This is a genomic window from Nocardia sputorum, from assembly GCF_027924405.1.
Taxonomy (GTDB): Bacteria; Actinomycetota; Actinomycetes; order Mycobacteriales; family Mycobacteriaceae; genus Nocardia; species Nocardia sputorum.
In genome coordinates, this window is the sequence record NZ_AP026978.1 from 2,980,385 (window position 1) to 3,003,313 (window position 22,929).

The following is a 22,929-nucleotide window of genomic DNA, read 5'->3' on the forward strand; positions in this document are numbered from 1 at the left end:
GGTCACGGCTGTGCCGGGTACTTCCGCGTGAGCCATTGCTGGAAGGTCGGCCCGGCGAGGATGGCGCCCGGTCCGGGCAAAAGGGCACCGTCGGCCTGCAGTTCGTGATCCGGGTCGTCGAGGTCGACGATCTCCTCGACTCGCGCCGGTTCACCTCGTCGAGCCGCGACGTCGGCCGCGGCCGCGGCGAGGTTCAGCTCCTCCGGTCCGGCGATTTCGACCGATTCGGGTGCCGTCTCGGCGACGGCGAGATGCGCCAACTGCTCTGCGACGGTGCGGGCGGCCACGAGCTGGGCGCGATACTTCGGGACGTAGGCGGTGTCGCCGCGAGTAGTCCAGTCGAGCATCATCTCGGTGAATTCGTGGAACTGGGCCGCGCGCAGGATCCGCACCGGCACGGGACCTTCCCGGTAGGCGTTCTCCTGGGCGAGTTTCCCGGCGTAGTGGCCCGCGGTGAACCGATCGATCCCGATGATCGAGACCAGCACGATCCGCCGCACACCGGCTGCGGCCGCGGCACGCTGGATATTCCGGGCGACGGTGCGGAAGAACTCGGTCACCGCCTCGGTTTCGGTGGTCGCCGCGTTGATCGCGTCCACCACCACGTCCACCCCGGCCAAGGCATCCGCCAAGCCGGCTCCGGTTCGGACATCCACCCCCACTGTTCGGCTGATCTCCACGACCTCGTGGCCCTGGGTCCGCAGCACGTCGGTCACATCCCGGCCGATCCGCCCGCTTGCGCCGGCAACCGCTACTCGCATCGCAATCTCCTTCGACTCACGTTCGGTGAGTGGACGAAACGACGACGGCGGGTGTGACATGACGAAGGCAGTCGTGACAGTGCCGCCGCGACGGTCGATCCACGTGCGGCGGCAACTACTGTCGCGCTGCCTCCTTGCGTCTGTTCGCGCGAGACTCGGCGGGATGCCCCCGCACACCGCCGAGTACCTGGACTGAAACTATTTCCGACCGAAAAGTGCGACGCACCTCGCCTAGGCGCGGCCGCACAGCTTCCGCATCAGATGCAGAAGACAACGCTGCCGAGCGGAACGCAGAGTACAACCGAGCCCCATACCGGCGTCGCGACGTCCGATGGCGTCGTTTCGGCAGAAGCGGCGGGAGCCGCGATGACGCCCAAGGAGACGGCCATTGTGGTCGCGGCCAGGATCTTCGTGATTTTGGTGGACATTGTGCATCCTTCGACTCGAGTGAAACTTATCTCTGACTCACGATTTTCATGCTTCACCTATAGAGCAGTGAACACCAGGCAAAGAAATGTCAAGTTCCCCGCCGGCGCGTAACGGGAAGATCACCGAGGGTGCTTTTTCCGGGGTGGCGGCTCCGTTGTCGCGGCGAAAACAAACCTGGAGACTCTTTACTCCCCGCACCTTGCCCGAATTGTGCTCTTCCAAAGGAATCGGAAATATTCGGCCGCGGGGGACCAACTCTATACGGCGACGGCGCTGCGTCGCGGTATACGACTCGCCGCCGCTATCGCGGCTCCACCGGCGAATTGATTCGGGCGTTGAAGGTAGCGCCGGTCGGTAACGGTGATCGTTACGTCGCTGCCGCGATCGCGCACGGGCCGTAGAGGTTACGCCGGCCTGCGCTCGAAGACCCGGTGGCATAGTGCACCGTGCACTTCCCACCGGCGGTGAGTCCGCTCCGAATTCGGACACCGACACGACCTTAAACTGAGGCAATGGTGCAGCCAACGCCGTGGCAGTCGGACGAAGCTCGAGACGGCCGATCCGACCAGCCCGACGAGGCGAAGAGCGGCGCCGTACCGGCAAAGGCGATTCTGGCCGCGCTGCGCGGGCATTGGGGTTACGTGTGGGCCGCGGTCGGCAGCCTGGTGACGCTGGTGCTGCTGTTCCAGCCGTGGCTCACCGCCGCCGGCGCCGACGGCAAGGTCAGCACCAACGCGTTCGGCCGGATGGAGATCACGACGCGATTCCTCAACGTCTGGTCGCGGTCGGCCCCGCCCGGTGCGCGGGTCACCGGCTTCTGGGCACTGCTCGCCAGCGCCGCGATCATCGTCGTCGTTTTCTCGGTCGTGGTGAACCTGCGTCTGCGCATCGAGGCGCTCGATCGGCTGGCCACGCTGGCGACGTTGGCGGGGGCGGTGCTCGTGGTGATCACCGTGCTCTACATCAACAGCAAGGGCCCCGAGCTGAAGGCGATGGTCGGACGCAAGTCGGATCTCGGCGGACAGATCGGGTCGTTGATGAACTGGGCGTTCGGCAACGGCAGACTCGTCGTGCCCGGCATCGGTCAGGTCGCGTACACGTCCGCGACGCTCACGCCGTGGTCGCTGCTGGCGGGCGTGACATCGCTGGGCTCCGCGGTTGCCGCCCTCACCCAGTGGATCCGCAACCGATCCAGCGGTCTGTTCCGTCTACCGGGGGGCATCCGGATCGTGACGACGAAACGGTCTGGCGAATCCGAAGACGCCGACTGACCGTTCGGCGATGCCCGGTGTCCGCTGCTGCCGCCCGGCATGCGGGCCGGGCCGTCGTGCGAACCCCCTTGCGCATGACCGGTCTGATCGGGTACCCCGGATATCAGGAGGTGTTCGATGCCGTCCGCACACCGGTCCCCGACGCGGACAGAAGAGGTCATCGTGCCGTCGGAATACGCCCGGCTGGCCGGGGTACTGGCTGTCCCACCGGACCGCACCGCGCTGATCGCCTTCGCACACGGCAGTGGTAGCGGCAGGCACAGTCCACGCAACCGGTTCGTCGCCGAGGTCCTCAATCGGGCGGGGTTCGCGACGATGCTGGTCGACCTGCTGACCGCCGAGGAGGAGGGCGACCGCGCTCGCGTGTTCGACATTCCGCTGCTCGCTCATCGCCTTGTGGAGGTCACCCACTGGCTGCGGACGCGACCGGAGCTCGACGGCGTGCCGACCGGATATTTCGGGGCGAGCACCGGCGCGGGCGCCGCGCTGTGGGCGGCGACCGAACCCGGCACCGAGATCGCTGCGGTCGTCTCCCGGGGCGGGCGGCCGGACCTGGCCGGTGCGCGATTGGGTTCGGTGCGCGCCCCGACGCTGCTCATCGTGGGTGGGAACGACCGATGGGTGCTGGAGGTCAACCGTCAGGCCCAGCTACGGATGCCATGTCCGAGCGAATTGGACATCGTCCCTGGAGCGACCCATCTGTTCGAGGAAGCCGGTGCGCTCGAGCAGGTCGCCGACCTGGCGGTCCAATGGTTCCACCGCCATCTCACCGTCGTGCTGCACTGAATACCACCGGCAGATCGCCGGGCCGAGGCGCGACGAGAGTGCCGAAGCCGCGGCTGATGTCCTGGATCTTCTCGCACAGCCAGCGGGATTCGCTGCGCGGAGCCCATTCCAGCCGCATGTGCCGCACGCGCAGCGGGATCAGCCGGACCTCCGCCGAGCCGGGCTCCAGCGAGACCAGGTACAGCGGATGCAGGTCGGCGTGGTACCGCTCGTGGCCGCGGATGCCTTCGTAGTCGTCGATGACGTCGCCGCATCCGTACAGGATCGGTTTTCCGCGGTAGATCTCGATCGGACGCGGATGATGCGCGGAATGCCCGTGCACCACGTCGACGCCGGCCTCGATCAATCGATGCGCGAACCGCGTTTCGGTTCGTGCGACCTCATAGCCCCAGTTGGGCCCCCAATGCACGGAAACGATGCCGATGTCGTTGTCGCGTTTGTGCGCGGCCACCTCCGCCGCGACGTCCTCGGCCGCCGCCGCGTCGGGGGAGTAACCCACTCGCCACAGTCCGGGCCGTTTGCGCCGGGCCGACCAGGATTCCGGAACGCCGCTCGAGCCCGCGGCGACCGAGACGATCACCACCCGGCGCCCGTCGGCGAGTTCTACGGTGGCGGGAGCGCGGGCAGCCGCCAGATCGCTCCCGGCGCCGGCGCGATCGATGTGTGCGGCGTCGAGCGCCGCGAGCGTGTCCGCCAAACCGGCGATCCCGAAATCGAGGACGTGATTGTTGGCCAGTGCGCAGACGACCGGCGCTATCGCGGTCAACGCGGGCACGTTGTCCGGATGCATCCGGTAATGGATGCCTTTCGCGGGAGCGAATACACCGCCTGCGGTGATCGACGTCTCCAAGTTGAGCAACCGCACCTCGGGGGCGATCTGGGCCAGGATCGGCAGGACGTCACCCCACAGGTGCCGGTAGCCGACCGGATGGGTGAACTCGCCGTACGTCCGTTCGGCCAGCTCGACGTAGGTTCGCGCGTCGTTGACATATCGTTCGCGCAGCCTCGGATCGCCGGGGTGCGGCAAAATCTGGTCCACACCCCGCCCCAGCATGACGTCGCCGCCCAGCAGCACCGTCGGCATACCACCATTGTCGGCCATCGCGGGGCCGATGGGAACGCGCTGTTCGTCGAGTTCTACGGCCGGGCGCGGGCGCACGGTCGGTCGGTCGGCGAGGACCCGCGGGCCCGTCCCGCTCACCTGCTGGACATCGAAAGCAGCTGTTGCGGGTCGTCGGCGTAGACGGTGGCGATGATGTTCGCCCGTGCGGCCAGATCCTTCGCGAGGTCGCGGATCTCGTCCGACGCGGTCGGGTCGGCGTCGATCCCGGCCAGCAGATCGCGGGTGTGGATCGCCGTTGCCTGCGCACAGCGCCGTAGGCGGGCTTTCGCCACGGTATCGAGCGCGGCGGGACTGAGGTAGCGCTGAATGTGCTCGCCGCGATCGGTGACCCGGTTGACGATCGATTCGGTCGCCGCATCGGTGAGCCAGCGTTCCGCGTCGGCCGTGATCTCGAAGACGAGATCGTGGTCTCGGATATCGGTGGGATTCGCGGAAGTGGTCAGCAGGGCCATGCTGGCCCGCCCGATCGCGAGGAACCCGCTCATCGCGTGGGCGAGCAGAACGTTCGGGTTTGCTGTGGGCAACTGGTGAAGCCGTTGCCCGACGACGGTGACCCAGCAGGCGAGGTGTTCGGCTCCGGTATCGATCGACGTCGCTGTCGTCATAGCGCGACCATACGCCGTTATCCGGGTGAGACATACGAAGAAACGCTGAAAGTTCGCCAGATGTCGTGGAGCACAGTCGTGCGAGCGTTCGGGATCCGGCTGCACCGCCGCCGCCGGGGTCCGGAGTGAGAGTCTGGATCGTCCCCTTCGTTCGGTACCCGGACGACGGTCCAGCAGCTTCCCTGGTGTGGAAGCTCTTTCCGGAGTTCGCCAGCTCGGCAGCAGCGTCGCACCAGAATCGCCACAGTGCCGCACCGGCGGCGTTAGCTGCGGTTGTGCCCGCATCCTCCTGCTGAAAAAGTCTGCGGCGGTGCCGAAAACACGTGTGCATGTGCACTCGAAAACGAGAACGAGTGTCGCCCTATGGCAGTCGGGGAGGGGCCTGTGGCGGCGACCGTGCCGCTATTCATTCGGCGTGCGGCGCGGCGCTCCGGCGGCCAGACGGGCCTGGTAGACGTTCGCGAGGTCACGCAGGGCCGTGGCGCCGTCGCCCACGAAGCTCGAGCCGTGCATGATCGCCAACGTGGTGGGCGCCAGTCCGGCGAGCCGATTCAGGGCAGCCGGTACGGCGGGGCCCAGTGACGTGGGATGGAAGACATCCTCCGCGACTTCCGCCTGCTCCACCAGATCCGCGGAGGTGAGCGCCGGACCATTGCCGAGCTGGGTCATCAGATCGCCGCAGAACAGGACGCCGGTCGTCTCCTCGTAGAGCACCCGCGCCTCCCAGTTGTGTGGCGCGTGCGGCGTGTCCAGGTGCCGCACCCGGCGGCCGCCGAGGTCCATCACCTCGCCATCGGTCAACCGGCGTGGCAGCCGGTCGGCCAGATCATCGATCGAGACCAGGCATCCGACCAGACCGTGGGCGACCTGCGCCTGCGGTGCGGCGGCGAGGAAGAGGTTCATCGCGCCGCACTCGTCCGCTTCCACATGCCCGAACGTGATCCACCGCAACCGCTCGACCGGCATGATCCGCGCGATCTCCGCGGATACGACAGGGAAGAGCGCGCGCATGCCGGCGTGGAAGAGCAACGGCTCCTCGGCGTCGACGAGGAACTGGTTGAACGTGAAGCCGGTTGGTCCCACCTCCGGAACGAATGTGGAGATGCGGTAGATCTTCTCAGCTATCTCGTCGGTGTGGGTTTCCATGAGAAGTCCCTGACAGATGCGGTTTTCCCTATTGTCGCCAATCGCTCGCGCACCGGCAGCGAATTCGCAGTTATCCAGCGTCGATCCTGTCCAGCGCGCTGGTTTCGTCGCGGACCGCGCGGGTCGCGGGCGAGACGTCATGGGCGGCCGCGTTGCGCATCCTCTCCTGCCGGTGCGCTGAGGGCATCGGCGCACCGGGGGTGCGAGAGGGAAGCCAGCTGCTAGCTGTTGACGCGCGACACTTCCGAAGACGGTCGCGCCGACCGAAGGGCGTGCGTTTCACTTCAGGGACAGCGCATTTCCCGCTACTCGAGACTCATCCTATGATTTTAAACAGGATAGTAGTACTCTAAATTATCTACCTGCAGTTTCACTATGTGAGATTCGGTCGCCGTCCGATCGACACGCCGAATCTATCCAGCGAGGGAGTGTCGCGTGCTGGAAATCGACCATTTCAGCCACGGGTGGCTCACACCCATCGTCGCCTATGTCATGTCGTTCACCGGTTCATTGCTAGGACTGCGGTGCATGGCCAGATCCCGTACCGGTTCCGCGCGCGACGGGTGGCTGCTGGCCGCGGCGGTCGCGATCGGCGGCACCGGCATCTGGGTCATGCACTTCATAGCGATGCTCGGGTTCGCGATCGAGGGCGCATCGATCCGCTACGACGTTCCGCTCACCCTGATCAGCGCGCTGATCGCCATCGCGGTGGTGTGGGTCGGACTGCGGATCGCCCACCAGCGGGCGCTGGGTCCGGTGGGCCTCTTCGCGGGGGGCGGGATCACCGGTCTCGGCGTCGGTGCCATGCACTACGCGGGCATGTACGCCATGAAATCCGATGCGTCGATCAGCTACGACGGACGGATCGTCGCGCTGTCCATGGCGATCGCCGTCGTGGCGGCGACCGCCGCGTTGTGGTTCACGCTGCACGTCCGCGGCACGCTCGTCACCGTCGCGGCGGCGCTGGTCATGGGCGTCGCGGTGTCGGGCATGCACTACACGGGCATGTTCGCGATGCGCGTGCACGAAGCCGAGCACATGCACGCACCCTCCGGGGCCGGCGCGACGCAGTTGCTGACTCCGCTGATCGTGAGCATCAGCCTGGTGACCGTGATGCTCTTGCTCCACCTCGGCGTCACGGAGGTCGATGACGAGAACACCTATGTTCCGCAGGGCCGCCACGCCGCCAGCTATTGGCCGACTCGCGAGTGAAGCGACTACGCGGCACCTGGTCCGCGGCGCGCGTCCGGTCGACCCGCCGCGCCGGGGCAGCTGTGCCGCGGTCGACGCGGAGTTTTCGCCGCCGGATGCCGGGTACGCGCGCCAAGAGCCGGTTCGCGAGGTGACCGGCCCTCCAGCCGAACCAGGAGGTGGCGATGCGCATCGGGTACAAACTGGCGGCCGAGGCATTCGGTCCGAACGAGCTTGTCCGTCAAGCGATTCGAGCGGAGGAGGCCGGATTCGACTTCGTCGAGATCAGCGATCACTTCCATCCCTGGCTGGACAATCAGGGCCATTCGCCGTTCGCCTGGACCGTGCTCGGAGCCATCGCGGCGAAGACCGATCGGATCGCACTCGCGACCGGAGTGACCTGCCCTATCCTGCGCTACCACCCCGCGATCATCGCGCAGGCGGCGGCGACGCTCGCGATCTTGTCCGGCAATCGTTTCACCCTGGGTGTCGGTTCGGGCGAGCGTCTCAACGAGCATGTCGTCGGCCGCGAATTCCCGCCGGTGCGGATCCGGCAACGGATGCTGCGTGAAGCGCTCGAGATCATCCGCTTGCTCTGGAGCGGCGGCTACCACTCCTACGACGGTGAGTTCCTGACCATCTCCGAGGCGCGCGTTTTCGATCTGCCCGAGCGGCTCCCGCCGATCGCCGTCGCCGGGGGTGGGCCGGAGGCGGCCCGCATCGCCGCCGAGCTCGGTGACGGCCTGTTCGCCACCGAACCGAACTCCGAGATCGTCGAGCGCTACCGCGTGGCGGGCGGCACGGGCCCGCGCTATGCGGAGGTCGGGATGGCGTGGGCGCCGGACGAGGAGACGGCCGCGAAGGCGGTGCTCGATACGACGCGCTGGGCCGTCACGGGATGGAAGGTGATGAGCGAGTTGCCGAATCCGGTCAATTTCGCCGCGGCGACCACCACCGTCCGCCTGGAGGACATCCTCGACAATTTCGCTTGCGGTCCGGACCCGGCCCGCTACCTCGACGCCGCCAAGCAGTACGCCGACGCGGGCTTCGATCATCTCGTGATGCAGAACGCGGGCCCGGACCCGGACGGCTTCATCGACTTCTACCGGCGGGAACTCGACGAGCCATTGCGCGCTCTGGCGCCGAGCGCATAAGCGAGGACGGCCCGCGGCGGACGGCCCTTCGCGAGAACGCGGGGGCAACCGGTGACTGTCGAGGCGACGCTCAGCTCACGGTGAGGAGTTTGCCGAGCAATGCCGTGAGCTGTCGGCGTTCGTCCGGCTCGAGCGCGGTGAACGCGCGGTCGAGGAATTCGGGGACCGCCTGTTCGGCGTTCGACAGCGCCCGGTTCCCCTTTTCGGTGATCGTCACGGCGTAGGCCCGGCGGTCGGCGGGGTCACGTTCACGCCGGACGTAGCCCGAGCCCTCGAGATCGTCGGCGATGCCGACCATCACGCTGCGGTCGATGCGCAGTTCCTCGCTGAGCACGCGCTGCGAGCACGGACCGATATCGGCCAGCATTTTCAGCACCAGATGCTGACCCACGCCCAAGCCCTGCTGCTGAGCATGGGCCTCTGCCGCGCGGGCGATCGCGGACGACACGCGGCACAAGGCGATATCCGGGCGCTGCGCGGCGAGCCGCGAAAGGTATTCCACTCGCGCTCGGTCGGTCGTGGTCGGCATCGATGCAGTGTATCAGACCATCTGTGCGCAGATCATTTGACGTCAGATGATTATGAACCGTACTGTCACAGATGATCTGTTCACCAATAATCTGTAGAGAGATGGATCCGGCGCCATGTCGTTGAACTTGTCCGCGGACGAAGTCCTGTCCACCACGCGAGCCGTGCGCAAACGGCTCGACTTCACCAGGCCCGTACCGCGCGGGCTGATCGAGGAATGCGTCGACCTGGCAACGCAAGCGCCGACCGGACGCAACCGGCAACGGTGGCACTTCGTGGTCGTCACGGACCGGGCGCGGCGTGCAGTCGTCGCCGACATCTTCCGACGCGCGGTGCACAGTGCGGGCGGACAACCACTCACGCCCGCCGACGTACGTCGCATGTCCGCTCATCCGGCGTCTCTGCGCCGGATCGGCGAGGGGTTCCAGCACCTCTACGACAACATCCACCGGGTGCCGGCGTTCGTGATCCCAGCCATCGAAGGCCGCACCGACCACGCGGGCGTTCTCGAGCAATCCATGGCCTGGGGCTCGATCCTCCCCGCGGTCTGGAGTTTCATGCTCGCCGCCCGCGCGCGGGGGCTCGGCACGGTCTGGACCACGGCGCACGCACCACTAGAGCGGGAACTCTCCACCGTGCTCGGCGTGCCTTACGAGAAGGTCATGCTGGCGGCGTTCATCCCGCTCGCGTTCACCCTCGGCACCGACTTCCGGCCCGCCGAACGCATCGATCGAGCCGAGGTTATGCACTGGGACACGTGGTGATCACCGCTCGGCGTGTCAGACGGTCGTCGCGCGGATCGTGGTGAACAGCCGCAGGCAGCGTGCGGTCATCTGGTCGGGTGTATGGCCGGGATGGTCGCTCCACCAGGAAATGGTGGTGGACACGATGCTGAACCACAGCGCCAGCAACAAGGAGTGATCGTCGTCGTCGGAGATGCCGGCATCGGCCAGCACCTGCGACACGCCTGCCGAGCCCATGCCGTTGAGGGCATCCTGATACTCCCGGGCCACCGAGTAGGCCGCACTCGGCCGTGGCAGAGTGGCGTCGTAGATGATCTTCCAGTTCTGCGTGCGCCCGTCGAGTGCGTGGAAGATTCCGGTCAGTGTCTTCAGCGCCCGGTCGTGCGCGCCCTGCGCGAACTGAGCCGCTGCCACCGCAGCGATCAGACTCTTCCCGGCGCGGTGCACGCAAGCCGCGTGCAGTCCGTCGCGGGAACCGAAGTAGGCGTACACGAGCGGCTTGGAAACGCCTGCGGCCGTGGCGATCTCGGCTACGGAAGCCTTGGCGTAGCCGCGCTCGCCGAACTCGGTGGTGGCGATGTCGAGAATTTGTTCCTCGCGCCGCTCCCGCGGCACACCCTTGGTGCCGGGTCTGCTCATCGGGCGTCCTGCGCGGGCGGCTGGACGATCGGGTCGAGCAGCACCCCGGGATTGAGGACTCCGGCCGGATCGAGCGCCGCTTTGGCCGCCCGCAGCGCCGTGGCGAACGGTTCGGGTCGCTGGCGGTCGTACCAGGGGCGGTGGTCGCGGCCGACGGCATGATGGTGCGTGATGGTCGCGCCGTTGCCGTGCAGCGCCTCGGATACGGCGGTCTTGATCTCGTCCCACTGCTCGACCGTTCGTCCCCAGCGGCCCGCGGCGTAGATGCCGAAGTAGGGCGCGGGACCGTCCGGATAGACATGGGTGAACCGGCAGGTCAGCACCCCGGTGACACCGGCGGATCGGAACGCGGCCGTGGTCGCCGCCCGCACGGCCGCGCGCAGGGCGTCGAAACGATCCCAGGTGCAGGCGGTTTCGAAGGTTTCCACGATCATGGACTGGGCCGCGAGCGCGTCCCGTTGATACGGCATACGCAGGAACGACGAGCGCCACGTGTCCGCCGCGCCCGCGCGCGCCGGGTCTTCCGCCGAGTCGGTGGTGCGAATGCCGTCCGGGATCGTGCCGCCGTGCTCGCGGCAGATCTGCGCCGCCCGGCGCATCGGCTCGTCCACGGGATGGTCCGCGGACTCGAATCCGAGGACCAGCACTCCGCCCGGCGCGCTCGTGCCCGCGTTGAGGAACGCCTCCACCGGATCGAGCAACCGGCAGTTGGCCGGAAACAAGGCCGACTGGGCGACGGCGCGGGTGGCGGCGACCGCCGCGTCGTAGTCGTCGAACAGCACCGATGCGCCGGCCCGCCAGCGCGGCCGGTCCTGCAAGCGCATCCACGCCTCGGTGATGACGCCGAGTATGCCTTCCGACCCGAGGAACATCCGATCCGGCGAGGGTCCCGCGCCCGACGCGGGCAGCCTGCGGGATTCGCTGAGGCCGGCGGGAGTGACCACTCGTAGCGATTCGGCCATGTCGTCGATATGGGTGTAGACGGTCGCGTAGTGGCCGCCCGCCCGGGTGGCCAGCCAGCCACCGAGCGTCGAGAATTCGAACGACTGCGGAAAGTGCCGCAGTGTCAAGCCCTCCGGCCGCAACGCGGCTTCCAGTGCCGGGCCGAGGATGCCCGCTTGAATTCGTGCCGCCCGGCTGGTGCGGTCGAGTTCGAGAATCCGGTTCAGGCGGCTCGTGTCCAGCGACACGGCTCCGGCGTAGGCGTCGGCGCACCGCGGTTCCACCCCACCCACCACCGACGTTCCGCCGCCGAACGGCACCGCGGCGACCCCCGCGCTCGCGCACCAGTCCAGGATGTCGACCACATCTTGCTCGGTACGCGGCCGCAGCACGTGGTCGGGAATGTGGTCGAGACGTCCCAGCAGCGCCCTCGCCACGTCGCGGAAAGCCTGCCCGTGGCCGTGTGCGACGCGGTCGCCGAGGTCGTCGGAGGCCAGTTCAGCCAGCGCATCGGGTACCTGGACGCGCGGCGGGGGCACGCGCAACGAGGTCAGGTCCGGCGCTTCGTGCACCGTCAACTCGGCGTCCGGGAGCAGGGCCGCTACGCGTTTCGTCAGGGCGGCTCGCTCGTGGCCGGTCACCGCGTCTTCCCGGTTGCCCCATCCCCACCAGGACCTCGTCGCCATCACACGGCTCCATTCCCACGATCTAATTGACTTGCGAGTAAATTACCTCATGTTCAATTGGGGGTGCAGGGGAGGTCGATGCTGCTGGCGCGATCGGGGGCATGCACTGTTTCCTCGTGGCGATCAATGGTTGGGCCGTCCACGCTGGGGCGGTTGGCGAGTTGTCCGGTCGTATCGGTAAGGGTCGGAGCGCCGCCGTCGACGGGCGGCTCCCGACTTCCGACGTCCATCGGCTTTGCCGCGCCCGGGTCGGCGTCGGTGCGGTTGATCTTCGCTCGCGCGCAGAGGATCGGCTGGTCGATCACCTCGATCTCAGTGCACTACGCCCGCCCGAGAACCGGTTTGCGGAAGCGTCATACGAGGGGAGATGGAGTGATTTTAATCACATCGATTCCTGTGACGAGATGACTGTTCTTCACATCACACCATGTCGTAGCCCAATCCTGGCCGGGGTACTCCTATGAACTCTCCTAGCCTCGCCGCGCCGATCGATGCGGCGTTCGCTAAGGTCCGTCTGCACGCTCGGGTCATGGTTCACGCATTTGAGGCACTGCTTCTGGCTCCATCGCCAGGGCGGACGATGATCGACCAGAGAGTGAACCCGCCGCCGCATGACCCCGACACGCCGTTCCGCACGTCGCACCCAGCATTCACGGGCACGCAATCTCCTGTTCCCTCAACTGCTCACGGCCGCGGTCGACGCGGCGTTCGACTCCACGGCGGTCCGGTATAATCCCACCGGCGATCCAGCGGATCAGCGGGAGCTCAGCTACCGGGAACTGGACGAGGCGTCCTCGCGGTGGGCGCGCTATCTGATCGGGTTCGGGGTGGGGCCGGGGGACTACGTCGCGGTGGCCATCACCCGTTCGATCGAGTCGGTGCTGGCGGTGTGGGCGGTCGCGAAGACCGGCGCCGTCTACGTGCCCGTCGATCCTTCCTATCCGGCAGATCGAATCGCGCACATGATCGCGGATACCGGCGCGGTCGTCGGGCTCACCACCTCGGCGCACGTGGGCGCGCTCGCCCCGCTCGGAGTGCGGTGGATCGAACTCGACGCCGCGGCACACCGGGAGAAGGTCGCCGCCGAGCCGGGCCATGCGGTCTGCTATCTGGACCGGCTACGTCCGCTCACCGAACAGCACCTCGCCTACGTGATCTACACGTCCGGCTCGACGGGCAAGCCGAAAGGCGTCGCGGTGACGCACGCCGGTCTCGCGAGCTTGGTGGAGCACGAGATCGCCGCCCGGGCGGTGCGGCGGGAGTCGCGCGTCTCGCATCTGTGCACACCGAGCTTCGACTTCTCGGTGATCGAGATGCTGCTCGCCTTCTCGGCGGGCGCGACGCTGGTCGTCGCGCCGCCCACGGTGTTCGGCGGCGTCGAACTCGCCGATCTGCTGCGCCGTGAGCGGGTGACGCATCTGTGCATCACACCCGGGGCGCTGGAATCGCTCGAGCCGGCCGGTCTCGGCGAACTGCGGGCCATCCTGTGCGGCGGTGAACGGGTGGGCCGCGAACTGGCCGCACGATGGGCGACCGGCGACCGCAGCTTCTACATCGTCTACGGCCCCACCGAGACCACCATCTTCGCCACCGGCACCGAGGCGTTGTGCGCGGGCGGCGCGACCCATATCGGCACCCCGGTACCGGCGCTGGGCGTCCACGTGCTCGATGCCCGGTTGCGGATGGTGCCCACGGGCGTGATCGGGGAGCTGTATCTGTCCGGACCGGCGCTGGCTCAGGGCTACCTCGGGCGCCCCGGGGCGACCGCGGACAGGTTCGTGGCCAATCCCTTCGCGGCGGTGCCCGGCGCCCGCATGTACCGCACCGGAGACCTGGTACGGCGCACCTCGGCAGGCGTGCTCGAACACCACGGGCGGGTGGACTTCCAGGTCAAGATCCGCGGGCTGCGGATCGAGCTCGGCGAGATCGACAACGCGCTGACCAGCCACCCCGACGTCGACTACGCCGCGACCCTCGGCACGACACTGCCCTCCGGTGGCGCCGCGCTGGTCTCCTATGTGCTGCCACGAACGGCATCCACCACCGGCGGCCGCGTCCGGGTGGCGCTGGACACCGCGGAGCTCACCGATTTTCTCGCGAAATCTCTTCCGGCATACATGATTCCGGCCGCGATCACGGTGCTCGACAATCTGCCGCTGACGCCGGTCGGCAAGCTGGATCGCGCCGCGTTACCGGAGCCGGTGCTCACCACCCGGCAGTTCCGGCCCCCCGCCACACCGACCGAGCAGGTGGTCGCCGACATCTTCGCCGCGCTGCTCCTGCCGCCGGGCGGCGCGGGCCGGGTGGGTGCGAACGACGACTTCTTCGAGCTCGGCGGCAATTCGCTGATAGCGACGCGGGCGGCCGCGCGGCTGGGCGCCGCCCTGGGCGTGCGGGTTCCGGTCGCGCTGCTGTTCGAGGCGTCGGTGGTGGCGAAACTGGCCGAACGCTTGCACGAGCAGGCACGCCTCGGCCATCCCGCACCGCGACCGATGGCGCGACCGGAGCGGGTGCCGCTGTCGTTCGCGCAGCGGCGGATGTGGTTCTTGAACCGATTCGATCCGGCCGGAGCGAGCAACAACATCCCGCTGGCGGTGCGGCTGAGCGGACAGCTGGACATGGACGCGCTGCGGGCCGCGATCCGGGATCTCGTCGAGCGGCACGAGGTGCTGCGGACCAGCTATCCGGAGCACGAGGGGTCAGGCAGCCAGCGGGTGCACGCCCTGTCGGAGCCCGGGGCGGTCCCGGAACTGCCGGTGCTCGACGTCACCGAAGCCGAAATCCTCGAGCGCACGGTGGCCACTGTGGTCGAGGGTTTCGACGTTACGGCGGCGCCGCCGGTCCGGTTGCGTCTGCTGCGCTCGAGCGAGACCGAGCACGTGCTGGTGGGCGTGGTCCAGCACATCGCCGCGGACGGCTCCTCCATGGGCCCGCTGACCGCAGACCTGATGACGGCATACGCGGCCAGGGTCGCAGGCCGCGCGCCCGCCTGGAAACCCCTGCCCTTCCAGTACGCGGACTACACGCTGTGGCAGCGCGACATGCTCGGAGCGGAGGACGATCCGGACTCGATCTTCGGGCGACAACTCGAATTCTGGCGCGAGCGGCTGGCCGACCTGCCGGAGAGACTGGATCTACCGGCCGACCGGCCGCGCCCCGCGGTGTTCTCCGGTCGCGGCGCCGTCCACGAGTTCAAGATCGACGCGACGGTGCACGCGGCGCTGAACCGGCTGGCGCACCGAACCGACGCGACGCTGTTCATGGTCGCGCACGCCGCGTACGCCGTCTTGCTGGCGCGGTTGTCCAACACCCGCGACATCACCGTGGGCGCACCGGTGGCCCGACGTGGCGAGGCCGCGGTGGACGGCCTGATCGGCATGTTCGTCAACACCCTCGCGCTGCGGACCGACGTCGACCCCGCCCACAGTTTCGCCGAACTGCTCGCGCAGGTGCGCGGCCGGGACATCGAAGCGTTCGGTCATGCCGACGTGCCGTTCGAACGTCTGGTGGAACTACTGGACCCGGTGCGTTCGAGTGCGCATCACCCGCTGTTCCAGACCATGCTGACGTTCCAGAACTTCGCGCCCGCGATACTGGAATTGCCCGCGCTGCGCGTCTCCGCGCTGGATTTCGCCCTGCCGCTGGCGAAATTCGATCTCGAGCTGACCATGGTGCCGCACGAGGACGAGCGGACGCCGCTGGGCATCTCGGCGGCGTTCACCTACTCCACCGACCTGTTCGACGAGGCCACGGTGGCGGGTTTCGCCCGGCGGCTGTGCGGGATCCTCGCGACCGTCGCCGATGCGGCGGATCGCGCGGTAGGGGAGATCGACCTGTTGGACGCCGCGGAGCGCACCGCGATCCTGGTTCATTGGAACGACACCCGGCGCCCGGTCCCGGCGGGTCTGGTGCTCGACGGATACCGGCGTGCGGTGGCGCGTCATCCGGACGATGTCGCGGTCGTCTTCCTGGACCGGCAGCTGACCTACCGTGAGTTCGACGAGCGGGTCAACCGGCTCGCCCGGGTGCTCATCGATCACGGCGTCGGCGCGGAAACGCTGGTGGGACTGGCGATCCGGCGTTCGCTGGATCTGGTGGTCGGCATGTACGCGATTCTCGCCGCCGGTGGCGCGTACGTACCGCTGGACCCCGAACATCCCGCCGAACGAATCGCGCACGTGCTCGCCGCCGCCCGGCCCCTCTGCGTGCTCACCACCTCCGCCGACGAAGTACCGGTGCCCGACGACGTCACCGTCCTGCACGTGGAGGCGCTCGGTGCCGATCGGCGCTCGGGCGCGCCGATCCGCACGGAAGAACTGTTGCGGACGGTGCGCCCCGAACACCCGGCGTATGTGATCTTCACGTCGGGTTCGACCGGACGCCCGAAGGGCGTGATGGTCTCGCACAAGGCGATCGACAACCAGATCGGGTGGATGCTCGCCCGGTACCCCATGGGGCCGGGGGATGCCTACCTGCAGAAGACCGCGACCACCTTCGACGTCTCGTTGTGGGGCTATCTGATGCCGCTGCGGGCGGGTGCGAAACTGGTCGTCGCCGAACCCGACGGGCATCGTGACGCGGGCTACCTCGCGTCGGCCATCGCCGCGCACGGTGTCACGGTCACCGATTTCGTGCCCTCGATGTTGACGGCGTTCGCCGCGCACGCGCCGGCCGAAAGCCTTGCGACACTGCGCGATCTGTTCGTCATCGGGGAGGCGCTGCCACCGGAGACCGTGCGCGCGGTCCGTGCGGTCACCGGCGCACACGTGCACAACCTCTACGGACCCACCGAAGCCGCGGTATCGGTCACCTACTGGCCCGCTGGAACAGGTGACGGGATGACGGTGCCCATCGGTCAGCCGCAATGGAACACCCAGGTCTACGTCCTGGATTCGCGGCTGCAACCGGTCGCGGCCGGCGTGCCAGGCGAGTTGTATCTGGCCGGAGACCAACTCGCCCGTGGATACGTGCGGCAGGCCGCATCGACCGCCGGTCGTTTCGTCGCCAACCCGTTCGACAGCGGCGCAAGGATGTACCGCACCGGCGACCTGGCCATGTGGCGCGCGCCCGGCGGCGGCCGGCCCCAACGACTGGAATATCTCGGGCGCACCGATTTCCAGGTGAAGTTCCGTGGCCAGCGCATCGAACCAGGGGAGATCGAGACCGCGCTGCTCGCGCAGTCCTCGGTGAGCCAAGCGGTCGCCGCGGTGGTGCCCTCGCCATCGGGAGATCGGCTGGTGGCCTATGTGGTCCCGCAGCCCGGCCAGGCCGTCGACCGCGCGGAACTCATGGCCGGGATCTCGGCGGTGCTGCCCCCCTACATGATCCCGTCCGCCCTGGTGGAGCTCCCGGAGCTGCCGTTGAACGCGAGCGGCAAACTCGATCGCAGAGCACTGCCCGAGCCGGCGATCGAGGCCAGGACGTTCCGGGCTGCTCGCAACCCCGTCGAACAGGCCGTCGCGCAGGTGTTCGCCGAGCTGCTCGGCGCCGAGCGAGTCGGGATCGATGACGATTTCTTCGCCCTCGGCGGCAATTCGCTGCTCGCCACCCGAACCGTCGCGCGGGTGAACGAGGCGCTGGGATCTCAGGTCGGCGTGCGCGACCTCTTCGAGGCGCCGCTCGTCTCCGCGCTCGCCACGCGGGTTGCCGCCGGTGGGGCGGGTACCACTCGTCCGCCGTTGACGCGGACGCGACGGCCGGACCGCATTCCGCTATCGCTCGCACAGCAGCGCATGTGGTTGCTCAACCGCATCGAGCCGGACTCACCTGCCTACAACATGCCTTTCGCCATCCGGCTGACCGGTGTCCTGGACCTGCCCGCGCTGCGCCACGCGGTCGCCGACGTGATCGAACGCCACGAGGTGCTGCGCACCCGGTACCCGGTCGACGCCGAGGGACAGCCCTATCAGGAGATCCTTCCGGCGGACGCGGTTCTTCCCGACGGCATCGCGGTCGAGCACCGCGTCGCCGACGTCGCGCACATGGTCGACGGGCTGATGTCCGCGGGCTTCGACGTGACCGCGGCCGCGCCCATCCGGGTCCGGCTGTTCACCTCGGATCGCGATCATCTGCTCGTCATCGTGACCCACCACATCGCGGCGGACGGATCGTCGCTCGCGCCGCTGGCGCGCGACCTGGTGACCGCCTACACGGCGCGTCTCGGCGGTGGCGCGCCGGACCGGGCGCCGCTGCCGGTGCAGTACGCCGACTTCGCCCTCTGGCAGCACGCCGCCATCGGACTCGGTGATAATTCCGATTCGATTGCGGCGCAACAGCTTGCATACTGGCGCAACCAGCTGGCCGGGCTGCCGGGACCATTGGAACTGCCGACCGATCGACCGCGACCGTCGGCCGTCTCCTCCCGTGGCGCGTCGATCGGCCATTCGATCCCGGCGCGGATCCACGAGCGGCTGAGCCGGATCGCGCGCGACCACAACGCGACGCTGTTCATGGTCGTGCACGCGGCGCTCGCGACACTGATCGGGCGCCTGTGCGGCGCGACGGATGTCGTGATCGGCACCCCGGTCGCCGGGCGCGGCGAACGCGCGCTGGACGACCTGGTCGGGATGTTCGTCAACACGTTGGCTCTGCGCGTCGAGGTGGACCCCTCCGCTACGTTCCGCGACCTCGTCGGCCGGACCAGGGAAGCGGCCCTCTCGGCGTTCGGCAACGGCGACGTGCCGTTCGAGCGGGTGGTCGAGGAGGCCGCCCCCGCACGCACCGGGGCGCGCAACCCGCTCTTCCCGGTGCTGCTGTCGTTCCAGAACATCGAGCAGCCCACCCTGGAACTGCCCGACCTGACGGTCACCGCGGTCGACAACGGCTCGACCGCGGCCAAATTCGATCTGCAAGTGGTCGTCGAGCCCCGGCTCGGTGACGACGGCCGGACCGAGATGGCAGTGACCTTCACCTACGCCACCGAACTCTTCGACGAATCGACCGTCCGCGCCTTCGCTCGCCGGTTCGAGCGCGTCGTGTCCGCGGTCGCGGAGGATCCCTCGGTGCGGGTCTGGGACATTGATGTCCTCGACGAAGGCGAAAGCTGCCCGGCGGTCACGCGATCGTGCGAGGCACCGGACGTGATCGCGCCGACGCTACCCGAGCTGATCGGCGAGCAGGCGCGCCGCAGGCCCGAGGCGACGGCCGTGCGGTCCGGCGCCGCCACCCTGAGCTTCGGCGCGTTGCAGCGGCGCGCGAATCGCATCGCCCGCGCTCTGATCGCGGCCGGGGCGGGGCCGGAAACCGTTGTGGCCGTCGCGGTGCCACGCACCGAAGAACTGCCCGCCGCGCTGCTCGGCGTGCTCACGGCCGGCGCCGCGTACTTGCCGATCGACCTCACCTATCCGGCGCAGCGGCTGGCCTTCGTTCTCGCCGACGCGGCACCGGTGTGTGTGCTGACCACAACCGACGAACAGTCCGCTCTCCCGGACTCGGGCCTGACCGCCGTTTTGCTGGAGCAGACGGCGGAATACACCGACGATCCGCTCACCGATGCCGACCGCGTGACGCCTCTGCACCCGGACAACCTCGCCTATGTCATCTACACCTCTGGCTCCACCGGCGTGCCCAAGGGTGTCGGCGTCACGCACCGCAATGCGGTGGAGTTGTTCACCAGGGCGCAGCCGCTGTTCGAATTCGGCGAGCGGGACGTCTGGACGTTGTTCCACTCCTTCGCCTTCGACTTCTCGGTGTGGGAGCTGTGGTGCGCGCTCGTGACCGGCGGTGCCGTCGTCGTGGTCGACTACGAGACCTCGCGATCACCGGAGCAGTTCCGCCAGTTGCTGATTCGCGAGCGGGTGACGGTGCTGAACCAGACGCCGTCGGCGTTCTGCCAACTCGTCGACGCCGACCGGGACGCTTCGGCCGCGCCCGGGGAGCTCGCGCTCCGGTACGTGATATTCGGCGGTGAGGCGCTGGATCTGCGGCACCTGCGACGCTGGTACGAGCGTCATCCGGCGCACACGCCACGCCTGGTCAACATGTACGGCATCACGGAGACCACCGTGCACGTGTCCTTCCTGGAGGTCGGCGCGGATCTGGCGGACAGTCCGCTCAGCCTGATCGGCCGTGCGCTGCCCGGGCTGGACACGCACGTGCTGGACATCCGCCTGCGACCGGCGCCGTTCGGTACCCCCGGGGAGATCTATGTCGCGGGTGGTCAGCTGTCGCGCGGCTACGCGGGACGCCCCGGGCTCACCGCGACGCGGTTCGTCGCGAATCCTTTCGGGCCGCCCGGGTCCCGGATGTACCGTTCGGGTGACCTCGCGCGCTGGAGCCGCTTCGGCGGTGACGCCGGTCTCGCCTATACGGGTCGCGGCGACCAGCAGGTGCAGCTGCGGGGCTTCCGGATCGAGCTGGGGGAGATCGAATCGGCGCTGGTGCGTTGTCCGGGCGTGCGCCAGGCAGTCGCGCTGGTGCGGACCGATGCCGCTCTCGGCGATCAGCTCGTGGGTTACGTGCTACCGGAGCCCGGTGCGCGGCCCGACCCGGCCGGATTGCGCGAGCAGGTTGCCGCGTATCTGACCGGCTACATGGTTCCCGCCGCGATCGTCGTGCTCGACGCCTTCCCGTTGACGCCCAACGGCAAACTCGACCGTCGGGCGTTGCCCGCGCCGGCATTCGGCACACGGGAATTCCGCGCGCCCGCCACGCCCGTCGAGGCCACCGTCGCCGACGCATTCGCCGCGGTGCTCGGCGCCGAGCGCTTCGGCATGGACGACAACTTCTTCGAACACGGCGGGAACTCGCTGCTCGCCGCCAAGCTGACGCTCCGGCTGTCGTCCGCGCTCGGCACTCGTATCCCGGTGATGCGGGTGTTCACCGCGTCCACACCCGCGGAGCTGGTCGCCGACCTGGCCCGTCGTGCGAGCGGCGCGGTCGAGACCGAGGCGGCCTTCGACATGCTGTTGCCGCTGCGCCCCTCGGGTTCGGCCGCACCGCTGTTCTGCGTTCACCCGGTCTCGGGGATCTCCTGGTCGTACGCCGGCCTCGCCGCTTACCTCGACCCGGAGCGCCCGCTCTACGGTCTGCAAACGCCGGTACTGGCAACCGACGAAGTGATGCCGGGCTCGATCGAGGAATGGGCGCACCGTTACGTCGAGCTGATCCGTTCGAAGCAACCGGCCGGCCCCTATCATCTGCTCGGCTGGTCCTTCGGTGGCGTCATCGCGCACGAGATAGCCGTCCAACTGCAACGTCGAGGCGAGCGAGTCGCGTTGCTCGCGGTGATGGACAGTTACATGGCGGATCCGCCGGGCACACCGCCCGGCGACGCGGGCCAGGTGCCGGTGGCCGAACTCATGGGTGGTCTGCTCGGTGAGCAAGCCGGCGACCTCGGCAACGTCGCGGAAGTGGACTGGGCCGCGCTGCCCCAGAGGATGACCGAATTCCCCGAGCCTTTCGCTTCGTTCGGATCCGACCGCGTCACTCGCATCCTCGACGCGGCAGTGCACTCGGTCGCGCTGCGCGGAGCCTACGACCCGCCCGTGTACCGCGGCGACGTCGTCTATTTCACCGCCGCTCTCGACGACCCGACCGGCTGTGTGGGCGCGTCGCTGTGGCGTGAGGTCGTCGAGGGCCGCGTGCACAACCACGCCGTGTCCACCACGCATTGGCGGATGACCACGGCGGCCGGCCTGGCGGAGATAGCCGACGTGCTCACCCGAGCGTGGCGTGCGGGCGAGACGGGCGAGGAGCGGCCGGTCAGCCGGTGAACCAGCGCCGCAGCCTGGCCTCGGCGGCCGCGGCCTTCTCCCGGGCCAGTTCCGCCGACGGCGGGGAGAACGGCGCGGCCGGCGCGGGACCGGAGAGGAAATCGGCCTCCACCTTGCCGACCAGCCCGTCGCCGAACTCGATATGGCAGGTGCCCCGGCCGCGGTACCGCTCCGACGGGGCCGCTCCGCGCAGCTCGGCCTCGATACACGCGGCGACGGTGCGGGCGGCGTCCTCGGCGAAGACGCCCGCACGCGGGACCGGAGCATCGGCGCAGTCGCCGAGGGCGTAGACGCCGGGATACGGCGTTGCGAGGGTCTGCGGGTCGACGGCGACCCAGCCGTCGGTCCCGCCTTCGGTGAGCCCCGATGCCTCGACGACCGCGGGGACGCGGTGCTTCGGGATTCCGATGAACAGGTCGTAGGACAGATCGCCGCCGCGGGTGACCGCCACATGACGGCTCGGGTCGAGCGCCTGGACCGGCAGCCCGGGGGAGTAGTCGATCCCACGCCGGGCCAGCGCTTCGACGATCGCGGCGGAGGTCTCCGGGGACACCGGGATCGGTGACTCCATCGGGCTGGCGAACCGGATCTCGGCGCGGTCGCGGACCCCACGCCGATCCAGCTGCTCGTGCAGGAGCATCGTGCCTTCATACGGCGCGGGCGGGCATTTGAACGGGACGCCCAGCACCGCGATGAGCACCGAACCGCCGTCGAAGCCGGTCAGGCGTTCGCGCAATCGGCGGGCGCCGTCGATGGAGTAGTACTCGTACCCGTCTTCGAGGAATCCGGGGGTGGCGCCGGGGTCGTAATCGGCGCCGAGTGCGATGACGAGAATGTCCGGGTCGTACACGTCGTGATCGGTGCGGACCCGTCGGGCGCTCGGGTCGATCTCGGTGACCTCCTCCTGCCGGAATTCGACGCGCGGATGTGCGAAACGGGTGTACGGCACGCGCACGGCCTCCGGCGGCACGTCTCGGAACAGGATGTCCAGCTTGGCGAAGCCGAAGGTGAAAGAGTCGTTTCGGTCGATGACGACGACACGGAGATCACCGGCGAGCGAACCCGACAGACGGGTGGCCAGCTCCAGTCCTCCGAACCCCGCACCGAGAATGAGTACGGTTCGCATACGGTGATTCTTCACCCTGCGGCGCCGACGAGTCGAGCACGTCTTCACCTCCGTCCGCAGGCGTGACGAAGGCCCCCCGTGCCTGC

The 22,929-nt window shown here is 68.5% G+C and carries 15 protein-coding genes and 1 pseudogene; 6 read left to right on the top strand and 10 right to left on the bottom strand.

From position 1 onward, the window contains the following. Window positions 1–2 precede the first annotated feature (2 nt). The gene (locus QMG86_RS13785; protein WP_281879927.1) at window positions 3–761 is read right to left on the bottom strand and encodes an SDR family oxidoreductase; all 759 of its coding nucleotides are present in this window, start codon (window positions 759–761) and stop codon (window positions 3–5) included. Between the two features lie 257 nt (window positions 762–1,018). Beyond that, window positions 1,019–1,189: a hypothetical protein gene (locus tag QMG86_RS13790; RefSeq protein ID WP_159840539.1), complete on the bottom strand. Its 171-nt coding sequence runs from the start codon at window positions 1,187–1,189 to the stop codon at window positions 1,019–1,021. Between the two features lie 513 nt (window positions 1,190–1,702). On the opposite strand from QMG86_RS13790, the gene QMG86_RS13795 reads away from it, so the two are divergent. Both QMG86_RS13795 and QMG86_RS13800 read left to right on the top strand, forming a co-directional pair. Continuing rightward, entirely contained in the window at window positions 1,703–2,461 is a 759-nt protein-coding gene (locus QMG86_RS13795; protein WP_281879929.1) for a hypothetical protein, read from the top strand. Between the two features lie 114 nt (window positions 2,462–2,575). Beyond that, a pseudogene (locus tag QMG86_RS13800) lies at window positions 2,576–3,247 on the top strand (dienelactone hydrolase family protein); the annotation flags it as partial. Here QMG86_RS13800 and QMG86_RS13805 read toward each other — a convergent pair. The 3 genes from QMG86_RS13805 to QMG86_RS13815 all read right to left on the bottom strand — a co-directional run bounded on the left by QMG86_RS13805 (window position 3,228) and on the right by QMG86_RS13815 (window position 6,121). After that, a complete protein-coding gene (locus QMG86_RS13805) occupies window positions 3,228–4,349 on the bottom strand; it encodes a CapA family protein (protein WP_281880951.1) in 1,122 nt (373 codons plus the stop codon). The pseudogene QMG86_RS13800 and the gene QMG86_RS13805 overlap by 20 nt on opposite strands. Window positions 4,350–4,444: 95 nt before the next feature. After that, window positions 4,445–4,975, bottom strand: coding sequence for a hypothetical protein (locus tag QMG86_RS13810; RefSeq protein ID WP_281879931.1), 531 nt, complete (start codon window positions 4,973–4,975; stop codon window positions 4,445–4,447). Window positions 4,976–5,377: 402 nt separating this feature from the next. Continuing rightward, window positions 5,378–6,121 (bottom strand): oxygen-binding di-iron domain-containing protein, encoded by a 744-nt coding sequence (locus QMG86_RS13815; RefSeq protein ID WP_281879932.1) that lies wholly within the window; start codon window positions 6,119–6,121, stop codon window positions 5,378–5,380. A 435-nt stretch (window positions 6,122–6,556) separates the two neighbouring features. On the opposite strand from QMG86_RS13815, the gene QMG86_RS13820 reads away from it, so the two are divergent. Beyond that, entirely contained in the window at window positions 6,557–7,333 is a 777-nt protein-coding gene (locus QMG86_RS13820; RefSeq protein ID WP_281879934.1) for an MHYT domain-containing protein, read from the top strand. Between the two features lie 164 nt (window positions 7,334–7,497). Beyond that, a complete protein-coding gene (locus QMG86_RS13825; protein ID WP_281879936.1) occupies window positions 7,498–8,466 on the top strand; it encodes a TIGR03557 family F420-dependent LLM class oxidoreductase in 969 nt (322 codons plus the stop codon). A 70-nt stretch (window positions 8,467–8,536) separates the two neighbouring features. On the opposite strand, the gene QMG86_RS13830 is transcribed toward QMG86_RS13825, so the two are convergent. Continuing rightward, entirely contained in the window at window positions 8,537–8,995 is a 459-nt protein-coding gene (locus tag QMG86_RS13830; RefSeq protein ID WP_281879937.1) for a MarR family winged helix-turn-helix transcriptional regulator, read from the bottom strand. Between the two features lie 115 nt (window positions 8,996–9,110). On the opposite strand from QMG86_RS13830, the gene QMG86_RS13835 reads away from it, so the two are divergent. After that, window positions 9,111–9,758 carry a nitroreductase family protein gene (locus QMG86_RS13835; RefSeq protein WP_281879938.1) on the top strand — a complete coding sequence of 216 codons (648 nt, stop codon included), beginning with the start codon at window positions 9,111–9,113 and terminating at the stop codon, window positions 9,756–9,758. A gap of 15 nt (window positions 9,759–9,773) precedes the next feature. Here QMG86_RS13835 and QMG86_RS13840 read toward each other — a convergent pair whose 3' ends face one another. From QMG86_RS13840 to QMG86_RS13850, 3 genes are read right to left on the bottom strand one after another with little or no spacing between them, the layout of a single operon-like run. Beyond that, window positions 9,774–10,376 carry a TetR/AcrR family transcriptional regulator gene (locus QMG86_RS13840; RefSeq protein WP_281879939.1) on the bottom strand — a complete coding sequence of 201 codons (603 nt, stop codon included), beginning with the start codon at window positions 10,374–10,376 and terminating at the stop codon, window positions 9,774–9,776. Continuing rightward, window positions 10,373–12,004, bottom strand: a complete 1,632-nt coding sequence (locus QMG86_RS13845) for an FAD-binding oxidoreductase (RefSeq protein WP_281879940.1) — start codon at window positions 12,002–12,004, stop codon at window positions 10,373–10,375. Before QMG86_RS13845 ends, QMG86_RS13840 begins: the two co-directional genes overlap by 4 nt. A gap of 53 nt (window positions 12,005–12,057) precedes the next feature. Beyond that, entirely contained in the window at window positions 12,058–12,309 is a 252-nt protein-coding gene (locus tag QMG86_RS13850; protein WP_281879942.1) for a hypothetical protein, read from the bottom strand. Window positions 12,310–12,615: 306 nt separating this feature from the next. Here QMG86_RS13850 and QMG86_RS13855 point away from each other — a divergent pair, with 306 nt between their 5' ends. Then, entirely contained in the window at window positions 12,616–21,717 is a 9,102-nt protein-coding gene (locus QMG86_RS13855) for a non-ribosomal peptide synthetase (RefSeq protein WP_281879943.1), read from the top strand. Here the strand turns inward: QMG86_RS13855 and QMG86_RS13860 are convergent. After that, a complete protein-coding gene (locus QMG86_RS13860; protein WP_281879944.1) occupies window positions 21,707–22,843 on the bottom strand; it encodes an NAD(P)/FAD-dependent oxidoreductase in 1,137 nt (378 codons plus the stop codon). The two genes, QMG86_RS13855 and QMG86_RS13860, sit on opposite strands and share 11 nt — an antisense overlap. Window positions 22,844–22,929: the final 86 nt, after the last annotated feature.

Coding starts and splice junctions, on each gene's coding strand:
- QMG86_RS13840 (WP_281879939.1), bottom strand. CDS start 10,376: ATGAGCAGACCCGGCACCAAGGGTGTGCCGCGGGAGCGGCGCGAGGAA.
- QMG86_RS13835 (WP_281879938.1), top strand. CDS start 9,111: ATGTCGTTGAACTTGTCCGCGGACGAAGTCCTGTCCACCACGCGAGCC.
- QMG86_RS13860 (WP_281879944.1), bottom strand. CDS start 22,843: ATGCGAACCGTACTCATTCTCGGTGCGGGGTTCGGAGGACTGGAGCTG.
- QMG86_RS13790 (WP_159840539.1), bottom strand. CDS start 1,189: ATGTCCACCAAAATCACGAAGATCCTGGCCGCGACCACAATGGCCGTC.
- QMG86_RS13810 (WP_281879931.1), bottom strand. CDS start 4,975: ATGACGACAGCGACGTCGATCGATACCGGAGCCGAACACCTCGCCTGC.
- QMG86_RS13815 (WP_281879932.1), bottom strand. CDS start 6,121: ATGGAAACCCACACCGACGAGATAGCTGAGAAGATCTACCGCATCTCC.
- QMG86_RS13855 (WP_281879943.1), top strand. CDS start 12,616: ATGACCCCGACACGCCGTTCCGCACGTCGCACCCAGCATTCACGGGCA.
- QMG86_RS13845 (WP_281879940.1), bottom strand. CDS start 12,004: ATGGCGACGAGGTCCTGGTGGGGATGGGGCAACCGGGAAGACGCGGTG.
- QMG86_RS13805 (WP_281880951.1), bottom strand. CDS start 4,349: ATGGCCGACAATGGTGGTATGCCGACGGTGCTGCTGGGCGGCGACGTC.
- QMG86_RS13795 (WP_281879929.1), top strand. CDS start 1,703: ATGGTGCAGCCAACGCCGTGGCAGTCGGACGAAGCTCGAGACGGCCGA.
- QMG86_RS13830 (WP_281879937.1), bottom strand. CDS start 8,995: ATGCCGACCACGACCGACCGAGCGCGAGTGGAATACCTTTCGCGGCTC.
- QMG86_RS13825 (WP_281879936.1), top strand. CDS start 7,498: ATGCGCATCGGGTACAAACTGGCGGCCGAGGCATTCGGTCCGAACGAG.
- QMG86_RS13785 (WP_281879927.1), bottom strand. CDS start 761: ATGCGAGTAGCGGTTGCCGGCGCAAGCGGGCGGATCGGCCGGGATGTG.